Origin of the sequence: Streptomyces sp. NPDC001093, assembly GCF_040298985.1 — a bacterium.
Classification (GTDB): domain Bacteria; phylum Actinomycetota; class Actinomycetes; order Streptomycetales; family Streptomycetaceae; genus Streptomyces.
This window is the reverse complement of sequence record NZ_JBEPBF010000021.1, coordinates 61,180-73,925: the sequence shown is the minus strand read 5'-3', so window position 1 is coordinate 73,925 and position 12,746 is coordinate 61,180. Positions and strand designations below refer to the sequence as shown.

The window sequence follows — 12,746 nt, the reverse complement described above, 5'->3', positions numbered from 1 at the left end:
TCCGGTAAGGCGGGACCTGATGACGGCGGTTGCCTCGGCCGCCAGGGAACGAGACCTGCTTTCAGGAAGCGATCGGGTGAACACCGCCCCTGAGGCCGAAAGGAAGCATGCACGGCAGGCTAGTATTTTGCAAGTCAGACCTTCCCGGTGAGCTCGGTGGCGGGCACGGAGGGCAACCTCCGACTCCCCCGTTCGATCCGGCCGAGGTTTCGTTCCGCCACTTCGACACCGGTCAGCCGCGCCCGCAGCGTGCGACCGGCAGGACCAGCGCCAAGCCGCACGGGGTGTCAGATCTCCGCCGCAGGCAAACGCAGTCGATCGATGGCAACCCTTCGTCCGCCAGGGTTGACTTTTAAAATTATAGTCAGCTACGTTGCGGCGCATGACAAACGCACAGCAGTTCCACGTGGCCGAAGCATCGCCGTCCTACTGGAAGGTGACCTTCTCCAACGGCCCGATCAACCTCATGGACGTGGACACCATCGAGCAGCTCGCCGCTCTGGTGGACCGCATCGAGCAGGCGCCTGACCTGACCGTGGTCGTCTTCGACAGCGACAACCCCGACTTCTTCATGGCGCACTTCGACTTCCTGGCGGATAAGTCGCGCATAGCCGCCATGAAGCCCGGCCCCACAGGACTCCACCCCTACGCGGACAACTTCATCCGCCTCGGCAGGGTTCCGGCCGTCACGATCTCCGCGATCAAGGGACGCGCCCGGGGAGCGGGAAGTGAGTTCGTGCTGGCAACGGACATCCGTTTCGCCGGACACCGCGCGATCCTGGGGCAGTTCGAGGTCGGTGTCGGGGCCGTGCCCGGCGGAAACGCGACGGGGCACCTGGCCAGGCTGGTGGGCCGAGACCGCGCGATGGAGATCCTGCTCGGGGCCGACGACTTCCCAGCGGAACTGGCGGCAGAATACGGCTACGTCAACCGCGTCCTTCCCGAGGGCGAGCTGGACGCCTTCGTCGATGCCTTCGCCCGCCGCATCGCAGGGTTCGACAAGGTCGCCGTAGCCGGAACCAAGGCCCTCATCGACGAGAGCGCCCGGATTCCGGACGAAGAGTTCGGATCCGCCCTGTCCGCCTACTTCCAAACGGTAGGACGGCCCGAGAACGAACACCGCGTCCGGCGCCTCTTCGAAGGAGGCCTGCAGAAGCCGGACGGCATCGAACTCGACCTCGGCAAGCAGGTCGCAGAGAGCAACCGAAACTGACACCTGCAACACAGCGCCCAGAGCGGGACCCGGCCCTCACCAAAGCCGGCGAAGTCCGGCATGAGTGAGCACGCCAGGCGACGTGGAAACCACAGCCCGGACAGCGCCTCTCCGAGATCGCCGTAACCAGTCCCGGCCGAACCCTGGGCAGCCTCCGACCTGGGGTCCGGTCGGCCGACGAGAAGGGCGGAAGGTACGGCATCCGACGAACCGTGGTGCTCCGTACAACGCAGTTCGCAAGTGCTCGGCGAGCGCTGGAGCCTGCTGATCATCCGCGAGATCTTCAGCGAAAGACACCGCTTCACCGAAATCCAGTCGGCACTGGGAGTCGCATCCAACCTCCTCACCACCCGCTTGAAGAAACTGGTGGACGCCGGAGTCCTGCGAAAGCAGACCTACCAGGAGCCCGGCATCAGAAACCGCATCAGATACCACCTCACACCAGCCGGCGAGGAGCTACTCATCGTCCTTGCCGCCCTGCCAGTGGGGGGAGCGCCACTGCCCACGTCCATCCGGACCGAACGGTCAGCCGCGTTGAATGCTCACCATGTCGAGATCCGCGAGGGCCCTTCGTCGCGCGTTCACGCTGCTTGGTCTTTTTAGTCGCAGTACCTGCTGTTCCGACGCGGATCTGCCGATTCGCCCGCACGGCCAACGTGATCGGGAGTGTCAACACCGCCTCCGCTCCGCCGGCTGGGCGGGCCAAGCGGTTCCTGTCAGCGCTGAACGGCATCTCCCCGCGCGTCCAGCTCCGCCGCCACCTGATGACCGCCCCCCGATCGCCGAGCCGTGATGAACATCCGCTTCGCGATCTGGGAGCACATCATCGGCGCGGTCGGTCGGCCCACCACAACCACAGCCTGAGCAGCGAGTCGGAACCCGGCCGCACCACGCCTCGACGCACCGTCAGACATCCACACAACCGACACGTGACAGCGCCCGAACACGCCCTCACCGTGACCGGCTGCGCCGACAGGCGGACTACCTGGCCCGATGCAGCCTGCTCGGTTCGAAGAGCGTCCTCGGCCTCGAACACTGCCGTCGAGGGCCTTGCGTCACCGCCACCCTCATTGGATAGTGCTCCCTATCGGATAGGAGTACCTATCCGATAGGGAGCACTATCCGGCATCGTCGAGCGCCTTGACGCGAACAGGTGGGATGCATGACACAACGCGTGACCAAGAGACGACGGGAGACGAACGAGCGCCTGCTCGACGCAGCCGAGCAGGCGTTCGCCGAGTGCGGGTTTCACGGTGTCTCGATCGCGGAGCTGTGCGCACGGGCCGGCTACACGACCGGCGCGTTTTATTCGAACTACGGATCCAAGGATGAACTCTTCCTTGCGCTGTTCACTCGACGCTCCGAGATCGTCCTCAAACAGCTCGGTGAGGCGGTGGAGCAAGCCGTCGTTTCCGAGCAACCGGTCGCCACGTTCATCGAGCTGGCGAGCGTCGTGGACGAGGAGACCCGAACCTGGTTCCTCATCTCCACCGAGTTCACGCTCCACGCCATCCGCAACCCCGAGGCGGCCAAAGCCCTCGCCCGCCACGACGCTGCGATCCGGGCGGCAATCGCGGAGCTGCTCGCACCACTCCTCGCCACCACACCGAGCAAGGTGACCGAGACGGATCTCGACATGCTGCTGCGCCTCGTCGTCGCCGTCCGGGAAGGCGGACTCGCACAAAGCCTGGTGGAACCGGCAGCGCTCCCGCACGGCGAGTTGGAGCGCCGGTTCCTGCCCGCACTGTTCGGAGGGCTCCGATGACGGCCAGTATCGAGCAATGGTGGTCCGAAGGGGAACTGGTCCCGCTCGCCGTCGCCGGAGTCCCCCGCCAGGTGTTCGTCCGCCGCATCGGCAGCGGCCCCGTGATGACCCTGCTCCACGGGTTCCCCAGTTCGTCACATGACTGGGCCCAGGCGGTACCTGTTCTCGCCGCTCGCCACACCCTCCTCATACCGGACTTCCTCGGCTTCGGCGCGAGCGAGAAGCCGGCCGATCACGACTACTCGATCCACGAGCAGGCCGACCTGGTGGTCGCGTTGTGGCAGCACGAGGCGGTGACCTCGACGCATCTGGTGGCGCACGACTACGGGGCCACCGTGGCGCAGGAGCTGCTCGCGCGCAGCGCCGACGGGTCATTGAGGAGTCGGATCACGAGCCTGACGCTGTTGAACGGCGGCATCTACCCCGAACTCCACCGACCGGAAGCGGCCCAGACGGCGCTGCTCGACCCGGAATCCGGCCCCCAGCTCAGCGCAGCACTGACCGGCGAACTCATGGCCGCCGCCCTCGCACCGACCTTCGCCGAGCACTACGACCCAAGCGCCGACGCAGCCGCGATGTGGAAGAGCATGAGCCACGGTGACGGCCACCTGAACTCCCACCGGCTGATCCACTACATCACCGACCGGACTGCCCACCGCGACCGATGGGTGGAAGCCATGGAGACCAGCGATCTGCCCAAGACCTTCATCTGGGGCCTGCGCGACCCCGTCGCGGGCGCCCACATCGCCGAGCTGATCGCCGAACGCATGCCGAACGCGACACTCCACGCCCTTGCGGACGTCGGACACTGGCCCCCGCTGGAGGCGCCGCAACGCGTCGCCTCACTGATCCTCGCCACGGCAGGAAACGGCTGAAGTCCGCACGGATCCCTGTCACCGCGCTCACGGCTTGACCACGTCTCCACACATCGAAAGGAACGAAGACCATGACGATCACGCAGCAGCGCCACGCCCCCGAGATGCTCGACCTGATCCGGGCCAACATCGGCCCGATCCCCGACGACTTCGATCTCCCGCTCCCGCCCACGGGGCTCTCGGTCGAAGAGGAGCGCGAAGTACGCAAGCAGGAACTCGCCGCCGCCTTCCGGGTTTTCGGCAAGCTGGGCTTCTCCGAGGGGGTCGCCGGGCACATCACTGCCCGTGACCCCGAGTTCCCCGACACGTTCTGGGTCAACCCGTTCGGGATGAGTTTCCATCAGATCAAGGTCTCCGACCTGGTCCGTGTCGACCATGAAGGCAATCTGCTGCACGGCAAGCGCCCGGTGAACCGTGCTGCCTTCTGCATCCACGCCGAGGTCCACAAGGCCCGCCCCGACGCCGTCGCCGCCGCACACGCGCACTCCCTCCACGGCAAGGCGTTCTCAGCACTCGGAATCCCGTTGGCACCACTGACCCAGGACGCCTGCGCCTTCTTCGAGGACCAAGGCCTCTACGCCGACTATCGCGGAGTCGTGAGCGATGCCGACGAGGGGCGCCGCATCGGCGAGGCACTCGGCTCGGCGAAGGCCGTCATCCTGAAGAACCACGGCCTGCTGACTGTCGGTCAGTCCGTTGCCGCCGCCGCGTGGTGGTTCATCACGATGGAACGGTCGTGCCAGGCGCAACTCCTGGCCATGGCCGCCGGCACCCCCGACGAGATCGACCGGGAGACCGCGGAGCAGGTCCGCACCCAGATCGGCGGGCCCCTCGCGGGCTGGTTCCAGTTCCGTCCGCTGTGGGACCAGATCATCGCCTCCTCGCCGGACCTGTTCGACTGAGGCTCCGACCGAGCAAGACCGGCCAGCCGGGCCAGAACCGACCAGGAGGAGGCAGGAAACCACGTGTCGAACTTTGGCGACTACCAGTTCGATATCTACCTCAACGGGCTCTCCGGCATCATGCCGAAGATGCCGATGACCTACGCGGAGTTGGAGGAGCGAGGATCCAAGGCGCTGGACCCGTGGCTCCTCTCCTACGTCGCCGGCGGGGCGGGCGACGAGCGCACTCAGGACCTCAACGTCTCGGCGTTCGACGACTGGGGGCTGATCCCGAGGATGCTCGTCGACGGAGCCCAGCGCGACCTGTCCATCGAGTTGTGCGGGCTGACCCTCCCGTCCCCGCTGTTGATGGCGCCCGTGGGTGTGATCGGCCTGTGCGCGCAGGACGGCCACGGTGACCTGGCCGTGGCGCGAGCCTCGGCGAGGACTGGCGTGCCGATGATCGCCTCCACTCTCACGGTCGACCCGATGGAGGATGTCGCTGCCCAGTTCGGTGACACCCCGGGCTTCTTCCAGCTCTACACCCCGAATGACCGGGAACTTGCCGAGAGCCTGGTGCACCGGGCCGAGCAGGCGGGTTTCAAGGGGATCGTCGTCACGCTGGACACCTGGATCCCGGGGTGGCGGCCTCGCGACCTCAGCCGCTCGAACTTCCCCCAGCTGCGAGGGCTGGCCCTTGAAAACTACTTCAGCGACCCGGTCTTCAGGTCCCGGCTGGCCAAGCCCCCGGAAGAGGACCTCCAGGCCGCAGTGAGATCCTGGGCAATGACCTTCGGCGACCCGCGCCTGACGTGGGACGATCTCGCCTGGTTCCGTTCCATGACCGACCTGCCGCTGATCCTCAAGGGAATCATGCATCCCGAGGACGTCCAACGGGCCATCGACGGCGGTGTCGATGGGATCTACTGCTCGAACCACGGTGGACGCCAGGCCAACGGTGGCCTTGCCTCACTCGACATGCTGCCGGATGTCGTCGAAGCCGCAGGCGAGACTCCGGTGATCTTCGATTCGGGTGTGCGCTCCGGGGACCATGTTGTGAAAGCCCTGGCGCTGGGCGCGCGAGCGGTAGCGGTGGGGCGGCCCTACGTCTACGGGCTGGCACTGGGCGGCGAGGACGGCATCATCCACGTGCTGCGATCCCTCCTTGCGGAGGCTGACCTCCTCATGGCGGTCGACGGCTACCCGAAGATCGCAGACCTCAGCCCCTCGGCTTTGCGGCGACGTCCGTGACCCAGCTGTTCAGCCTGTGCCAGCCACGCGCGCGGTGGCTTCCCGGTCGTACAGGTCCGCCAAAGGTCCTGGCTTCCGACGCCGTACGCGCCTGCGGCGTCGCCCTGGCCATGGGCTGCCGCGGAACCCCGTACCGCTTCAGAATGGCTGCACAGACCGTGACCTGGGGCGACGCTCCACGGACCGATCGGGCGCCATCGGACCTTGTGCTCGTACGAATGCTCCGCCTGATCGCCACGCGGATCTTCGCGTGGCTGGTCCTGCTGTCCCGATCCTCCGCGGCGAAGGAGGCCGAGATACTGATCCTGCGACACGAAGTCGCGGTACTGCGCCGACAGGTCGCGGCCCCCCAAGCCCACCTGGCCCGACCGGGCACTGCTCACCACCTTCGCCCGACTCCTCCCACGGGCGGTACGCCAGCATCCGATCGTCTCCCCGCGCACCCTCCTGGCCTGGCACCAACGTCTGATCAAGGACAAGCGGACACAACCAGCCTCGCCGGGACGCCCGCCGTTACCCGACTAGCTGTGCGACCTGGTCGTCCGGCTCGGCACCGAGAACCGGCGATGGGGCTTCCGGCGTGTCCACGGCGAACTCCGCCGTCTCGGGCACAAGGCCCAGCCCGGCCACCGTCCGCCGCACCCCACGCACCGCCGGCCTCGGGCCGGCCCCTCGCCCACAATCGGCGCGCGTTGAGTGGACCGCCTTCCTCAAGGCCCGGCCCACGGCCTCCGCGCCCCGACTACTTCCACGTCGACACGGTCGGCCTCCAGCGGCTGCACCCGCTGTTCGTCATGGAGGTCCGCACCCGAACCGTCCACCTCCTCGGGGCCATCGCGCATCCCAACCGCGGCCTGGGCCACCCAGCAGGCCCGACAGCTGATATGGCAACTCAGCAACCGCGCATCCGACTTCACTCACCTGATCCACGACCGGGACACGAAGCTCACCGCCAGCCTCGACGCCGTCTTCGCCAGCGAGGGCATCAACGTCACCAAAATCCCTCCGCGCTCCGCCAACTGCAATCCCCGCACCGAGCAGTTCGCACGCTCAGCACGCGAGGAGTGCACCGACCGGCTCCCGATCTTCGACCGCGGCCACGCCGAGAAGGTCCTCAACGACTACGCGCGCCACTTCAACCGGCATCGGCCGCATCAAGGCCGGGGCCAACTCGCGCCGCTGGACGATGCCAACGCAGCGTTCGTACTGCTCATCGGTGACGTAGGCGCGGGTCATGCGTCGGGCAGGATGCGGGCGGCGCGGGGCCGCAACTTCGCGACGTTCGCGGGCGGGGCGGGCAGGTCGCCGGTAGCGGTCTTGCGGATGCCGGCGTTCTCGGCGGTGGTGGCCACCAAGTCGGCCGGGGAACAGGGGGCACCGACGGAATTCCCTGGTCAGGGCCGATGCAACCTCTGTGTAGATCGTTTCCCGCATTGTCGGGCGATTTTTCCCGCGCCGCAGGCCCGGTGCTTCGACGATGAATGCAGAGACACCCCACAAGCTTCGCTCGCCCGGTAGCTCAAGTACCGGTGACGTTCCTGGTGAGCAGGCGGAGCAAGTGCTTGGCCATGGCGTCCTGCTCAAGAGTCAGTCCCATGGCCTCGCCGATGGCCGCAGGGACGGTACGAGCCTTATCGCGAAGATCCGCACCAGCCGGGGTGAGGTGGATGGAGACGGACCGCTCGTCCTCGGCGCGTCGTTCACGGCGGATCAGGCCACCGGCTTCCAGGCGCTTGAGCAGCGGAGAAAGGGTGCTGGATTCCAGTTGGAGCGCGGTGCCCAGCTCACGGACGGATATGGAGTCCTGCTCCCACAGCACCAGCATGACCAGGTACTGCGGGTAGGTCAGGCCCAGATCGTCCAGCAGGGGCCGATAGCGGACGGTGACCGCCCGCGAGGCGGCGTACAAGGCGAAGCACAGCTGGTCCTGGAGCAGGAGCGAGCCCGGCTCAGCGGCTTGGTGCCCGGTCTCGTCCATGGCTCCGGTCCTCACATCGAATGATCAGCGAACCCCATCCTACCCTTCCAGGCGCTCACGATTATGTAGCGCTAGATTAAGTTGTGCACGACTAAATCGTGCAGTACTGTTCCAGTCAGCCCACCCGGACGGCCGGCCCTACCGCCCGCCGCCATTCCCCATGAGGAGCGCCCCATGTCCGAGACCACCACCCGCCCGGTGCTGGAGCCTGCCGCCGCAGCTTTCGCCGAGGCCACCGCAAACCCGCCGTACCTGTTCGACCTGGGGCCGGTCGAAGGCCGCAAGACCGTCGACGAGGTCCAGTCCGGCGAGATCAGCAAGCCGGAAATCGCCGAGGAGTGGGTGACCGTCCCCGGCGGTCCCACCGGATCGGTCAAGGCCCGCATCGTCCGCCCCGCCGACGCTCAGAGCGTGCTGCCGGTGATCGTCTACATCCACGGCGCCGGATGGGTCTTCGGCGACGCCCACACCCACGACCGCCTGGTCCGCGAGCTGGCCGTCGGCGCCCGGGCCGCCGTCGTCTTCCCCGAGTACGACCTGTCTCCGGAGGCCCGTTACCCGGTCGCCATCGAACAGAACTACGCCGTCGCCCGCTGGATCGTCACCGACGGCGCCTCGAAAAACCTGGATGCCACCCGCATCGCCGTGGCCGGCGACTCCGTCGGCGGCAACATGGCCGCGGCGCTGACCCTGATGGCCAAGGAGCGCGGCGACGTCCCCCTGGTGCAGCAGGTGCTGTTCTACCCGGTCACCGACGCCAGCTTCGACACCGGCTCCTACCACCAGTTCGCCGAGGGCTACTTCCTGCGCCGGGACGCCATGCAGTGGTTCTGGGACCAGTACACGACCGACGAAAGTGAGCGCGCCCAGATCACTGCGTCCCCGCTGCGCGCCACCACCGAGCAGCTGACCGGTCTGCCCCCGGCGCTGGTCATCACCGGCGAGGCCGACGTGCTGCGCGACGAGGGCGAGGCCTACGCCAACAAGCTGCGCGAGGCCGGCGTCCCGGTCACGGCGGTGCGCTACCAGGGCATCATCCACGACTTCGTGATGCTCAACGCCCTGCGCGGCACCCACGCCGCCGAGGCCGCCATCACCCAGGCCATCACCACGCTGCGCGACGTTCTGGGCACCAACTGACCAGGCAGCACCCACCCGATCTGATCCATCTGCAGCCAGCAAGCGTTCGACCGCAAGGCACGCCGCCGACCGCACACCGTACAACCAGGAGATATTCCGTCATGTCCGCACCCTCCCCCCGCATCGGCCGTAAGATCGCGCTCGCCGCGACCGTCCCCTTCGTCGCAGGAATCGTCGCGGCCGGCAACGCTCTCGCCTCCCCCGGCTCGTCGAGTGGGCACTCCTCGGTCGTGCTGGAGCACGACGCCCAGGTGTTCGCCGATGCGGCGGCCAAGAATCCCCCCATCTACACCCTGTCGTACGCCGAAGCCCGTAAGGCCCTGGACGCCGCGCAGTCCGGCCCTGTTCCGCTGCCCCCGGCAGACGTCTCTCACCGCACTCTTCCCATCGGCCCCACCGGCAAGGTGACGATCCGCATCGTCCGGCCCGCCGGAGCGACCGGAAGGCTCCCGGTCGTGATGTACTTCCACGGCGGCGGATGGGTGCTCGGCAACGAGGGGACCCACGACCGCCTGGTCCGGCAGATCGCGAACGGCGCACACGCTGCCGTGATCTTCGTCGACTACACACCCGCCCCCGAAGCGCACTTCCCGATCCCCATCGAGCAGGCCTACGCCGCCACCAAGTGGGTCGCCGAGCACGGCAACGAGATCAACGTCGACGGTTCCCGGATCGCCCTCGCCGGCGACAGCGTCGGCGGCAACATGACCGCCGCTGTCAGTCTCATGGACAAGCAACAGCACGGGCCGAAGCTGCGCGGCCAGGTCCTCTTGTACCCGGTGACCAACGCCGCCTTCAACGACGCCTCCTACCGCGAGTTCGCAGGCGGCCCATGGCTCACCCGCAAGGCCATGCAGTGGTTCTGGGACGCCTACGCCCCCAACACCAAGGACCGCAACCAGATCCTCGCATCCCCGCTGCGCGCCACCCTCAATCAGCTCAGCGGACTGCCGAAGGCACTGGTCATCACGGACGAGGCGGACGTGCTCCGCGACGAGGGCGAAGCCTATGCAGCCAAGCTCCGCGCCGCCGGCAACGACGTGACCGCCGTGCGCTACAACGGCACCATCCACGACTTCGCGATGCTCAACGCCCTGCGCAACACCAACGCCGCCCAGGCAGCGGTCGCCCAGGCCAACACCTTCCTGCGGAACACGCTCCACTGACACGCAATGCCTGCCCCCTGTCGGAGAGTGTGGGGCCGACCCAACAGGCCGGCCCCACACTCCCGAGCATCCCGTGCCTGTCCGCACGCCCCGTCAAGTTCCGGCCCGTCTCATCGGCATGGATCCGTGTTCCGCATCGCAGGGACACCCTCCGCCCGGCGGACAGTCCAAGGGCATGACGCACAACTCCACGGCCTCCCGCCTGCTGCGAGACAGTGAGCCCGACCTGCAGGCCAAGGGGTGGCCACGGCGCGGGCGCGATGCGAGCGCATCGCCTGGCGGCCGTCCGACGGATCCTTCCGTCCGGCACGACATCCAGGGGCTGCGCGGGCTGGCCGTCACGCTCGTCGTACTCGCGCACGCCGGAATCCCGTTCATTGCCGGCGGCTACGTCGGAGTCGACGTGTTCTTCGTCATCTCCGGTTTCCTCATCACCTCGGGCCTGCTCCGGGAGGCCGGGCCGACCGGCTCGCTGTCGTTGCGGCGCTTCTACCGGCCTTGGACCGACGGAACAGCCAGTATCGGTGAGATTGATCTTGGTTTCGTAGCAGGTCAGACAGGGGTCACTGGCGGCGGCGGTCAGCCGGGTCGCGCAGTGGTTTCTCGTTGCGTGGGGTCAGGGCGTCGTACCCGTCGGTACAGCTCGCTTTTCCGACGGCTTGACGTGACGGTACTGACGCTGCCGACGCCGGTAGGCACGGTCTCGACTGCGGGCAGAGCAGTACTTGGCGTCTCGGCGTCGGGACCCGGCCGCGTAGGTCATGCGTCCGCACACCGGACACAGCAGCCGCCGCAGCAGGTGGCCATCCTCGGTGGCTCTGGCCCTCATCAGCAGCCCGCCCAGTGCCCCGATCCGTATGGTGACCTGTCTGCCCCGGTACGCCTGGGCCCGGCAGGCCGGGCCGCAGTACAGGCGCCGCTGTATCGCGTTCTTCGGGAGCACGGCGCCGCAGACGCAGCAGTGCCGACGGCGGGCCATACCTCCAGGATCGCTCGTGCGTACGGCTTGCGGAATCCCCTACCGCTTCCGCCCGGGTCGCCACGGCCCGGAAGTCCTTGAGCCCGTTGATGGTCCGCTCGACTTCGTTCCTGCGGGCGTACCGAGCCCGGTCGAATCCAGCGGGGCGACCGCCCCGGCTGCCGCGCCGCTTACGGTTGGCCCGCTGGTCCCGCCGCTCGGGAATCGTGTGCCGGATCTGCCGACGCCGCAGGTACTGACGGTTCCGTCGCGAGCACGGCGCTGGGCAGGCCGGCGGAGCAGTGCCTGGGACGTGACTTTGGTGATCCCGCAAGCCAGCGGAGTATGGCCGAGAGTCTCGTGGTCCATGCCGCCAGGACGAAGGCGACGCCCGCTCCTTGTGACGGAATGGGCCGGCAATTGGACTCTGCGCCTGCCGAGAATGTCATCCATGCAGGTCAGGGGCTTGTTCGGCGCTGAGGCAGGATGAGCACCCGTGTTGCTTCGTCTCGCCTACCTGACCATCACCAACGCGTTCGCCGCACTGCGGCTGCTACCGATGAGCGACCGCGACAAGGACGCGGAGATTCTCGTCCTGCGCCACCAGTTCATGGTCCTCGAGCGGCGGCTCGGGGAGGACCGGGTGAAGTTCGCCTCGGAAGACCGAGGATGAAGTTCCGGGCCGACTTCGACCGGCTGGCCAAACGCTCTCCGGATGGTAGAGCCCCCCTTCCGGTGCGGTCGCGGATCAAGATCCAGAACGTTCGCGAGCCAGAGAGCCGCTCTCCCACTTCGAGGCCATTTCCGCTGGTCAGCAGCCTATCAACCCGGCACCACCAGTAGACGAAGAACCAGCTGACAAACAGGGTCGTCGATCTCCCAACTCGGGCGACGACGGTCGTTCGACGCCAGCCGTTTCCGATCAGCGCGCCGATCATGTGGGCGGACGCGATCGGCTGACCGACGCTTGACGTCATGGCCGCGTCCGAGCGTCCATGGTCGCGGCCGACGCGTCAACCGGGATTACGGAGACCACCGCGTTCCCATGCATCGGCCTGTCCGTCCGGAACACTCGCGATGCGCACGCGCCGGCGACACAAGCGGCCCCCCGAGACCGCGCCCCGGCCGGGGACCTCACTCCACAAGCCCTTCGGGAAGCGAGGCCCTCTTCATGTCCGACACCACGATCAGCGACCGATTGACGGGGCTGTCCCCCGCCGTCATTCACGTCTACACCCAACTCGTCACCTTCACCGACTCCGCCACCGTCGACGACATCGCCCAAGCCGCCGACGTCGCCCGCTCCAGCACCTTCAAGGCCCTCGTCGCCCTCGAGAAGCGAAATCTGGCCCACCGAAACCGGGGCATCAAGAACGGCCCCGATCGGCGGCCGGACCTGTGGCACGCCACCCACACCGCCCCGGCCCCGCCTCTCGAGCAACCCGGCACTCGTGAGGAACCCGTAGCGCAGACACTCGCCGCACCCCGATCAGCTGCACCAGTCCCGGACAGCAGCCAC

General features: G+C 67.5%; 12 protein-coding genes and 3 pseudogenes. 11 read left to right on the top strand and 4 right to left on the bottom strand.

Going from position 1 to position 12,746, the window contains the following annotated elements:
* Positions 1-382 precede the first annotated feature (382 nt).
* From ABT288_RS13710 to ABT288_RS13680, 7 genes and pseudogenes are all read left to right on the top strand, one after another.
* Positions 383-1,213: an enoyl-CoA hydratase/isomerase family protein gene (locus ABT288_RS13710; RefSeq protein ID WP_351606363.1), complete on the top strand. Its 831-nt coding sequence runs from the start codon at positions 383-385 to the stop codon at positions 1,211-1,213.
* Positions 1,214-1,453: 240 nt separating this feature from the next.
* Positions 1,454-1,816 (top strand): winged helix-turn-helix transcriptional regulator, encoded by a 363-nt coding sequence (locus ABT288_RS13705; RefSeq protein WP_351606360.1) that lies wholly within the window; start codon positions 1,454-1,456, stop codon positions 1,814-1,816.
* Between the two features lie 559 nt (positions 1,817-2,375).
* Positions 2,376-2,978 carry a TetR/AcrR family transcriptional regulator gene (locus tag ABT288_RS13700; protein WP_351606357.1) on the top strand — a complete coding sequence of 201 codons (603 nt, stop codon included), beginning with the start codon at positions 2,376-2,378 and terminating at the stop codon, positions 2,976-2,978.
* Positions 2,975-3,853, top strand: a complete 879-nt coding sequence (locus ABT288_RS13695) for an alpha/beta fold hydrolase (protein WP_351606355.1) — start codon at positions 2,975-2,977, stop codon at positions 3,851-3,853. The genes ABT288_RS13700 and ABT288_RS13695 overlap by 4 nt, the downstream gene beginning before the upstream one ends.
* Before the next feature lie 104 nt (positions 3,854-3,957).
* Entirely contained in the window at positions 3,958-4,755 is a 798-nt protein-coding gene (locus tag ABT288_RS13690) for a class II aldolase/adducin family protein (protein WP_351606437.1), read from the top strand.
* A gap of 120 nt (positions 4,756-4,875) precedes the next feature.
* Complete coding sequence (locus ABT288_RS13685) at positions 4,876-5,985, top strand: alpha-hydroxy-acid oxidizing protein (RefSeq protein ID WP_351606435.1); 1,110 nt, start codon at positions 4,876-4,878, stop codon at positions 5,983-5,985.
* A gap of 696 nt (positions 5,986-6,681) precedes the next feature.
* A pseudogene (locus tag ABT288_RS13680) lies at positions 6,682-7,104 on the top strand (hypothetical protein); the annotation flags it as partial.
* On the opposite strand, the gene ABT288_RS13675 reads toward ABT288_RS13680, so the two are convergent.
* From ABT288_RS13675 to ABT288_RS13665, 3 genes are all read right to left on the bottom strand, one after another.
* Complete coding sequence (locus tag ABT288_RS13675) at positions 7,036-7,221, bottom strand: hypothetical protein (RefSeq protein ID WP_351606444.1); 186 nt, start codon at positions 7,219-7,221, stop codon at positions 7,036-7,038. The pseudogene ABT288_RS13680 and the gene ABT288_RS13675 sit on opposite strands and share 69 nt — an antisense overlap.
* Positions 7,218-7,340, bottom strand: a complete 123-nt coding sequence (locus tag ABT288_RS13670) for a hypothetical protein (RefSeq protein ID WP_351606443.1) — start codon at positions 7,338-7,340, stop codon at positions 7,218-7,220. Before ABT288_RS13670 ends, ABT288_RS13675 begins: the two co-directional genes overlap by 4 nt.
* Before the next feature lie 164 nt (positions 7,341-7,504).
* Positions 7,505-7,963 carry a MarR family winged helix-turn-helix transcriptional regulator gene (locus ABT288_RS13665; protein WP_351606353.1) on the bottom strand — a complete coding sequence of 153 codons (459 nt, stop codon included), beginning with the start codon at positions 7,961-7,963 and terminating at the stop codon, positions 7,505-7,507.
* 174 nt (positions 7,964-8,137) lie between these two features.
* Here ABT288_RS13665 and ABT288_RS13660 point away from each other — a divergent pair, with 174 nt between their 5' ends.
* The 3 genes and pseudogenes from ABT288_RS13660 to ABT288_RS13650 form a co-directional block, all read left to right on the top strand.
* Positions 8,138-9,103, top strand: coding sequence for an alpha/beta hydrolase (locus tag ABT288_RS13660; RefSeq protein WP_351606351.1), 966 nt, complete (start codon positions 8,138-8,140; stop codon positions 9,101-9,103).
* 101 nt (positions 9,104-9,204) lie between these two features.
* Positions 9,205-10,269, top strand: coding sequence for an alpha/beta hydrolase (locus ABT288_RS13655; RefSeq protein ID WP_351606349.1), 1,065 nt, complete (start codon positions 9,205-9,207; stop codon positions 10,267-10,269).
* 175 nt (positions 10,270-10,444) lie between these two features.
* A pseudogene (locus ABT288_RS13650) lies at positions 10,445-10,762 on the top strand (acyltransferase family protein); the annotation flags it as partial.
* A gap of 538 nt (positions 10,763-11,300) precedes the next feature.
* Here the strand turns inward: ABT288_RS13650 and ABT288_RS13645 are convergent.
* A pseudogene (locus tag ABT288_RS13645) lies at positions 11,301-11,568 on the bottom strand (IS5/IS1182 family transposase); the annotation flags it as partial.
* A gap of 155 nt (positions 11,569-11,723) precedes the next feature.
* Between ABT288_RS13645 and ABT288_RS13640 the strand changes: the two are divergent.
* A complete protein-coding gene (locus tag ABT288_RS13640; RefSeq protein ID WP_351606346.1) occupies positions 11,724-11,900 on the top strand; it encodes a hypothetical protein in 177 nt (58 codons plus the stop codon).
* Positions 11,901-12,746: the final 846 nt, after the last annotated feature.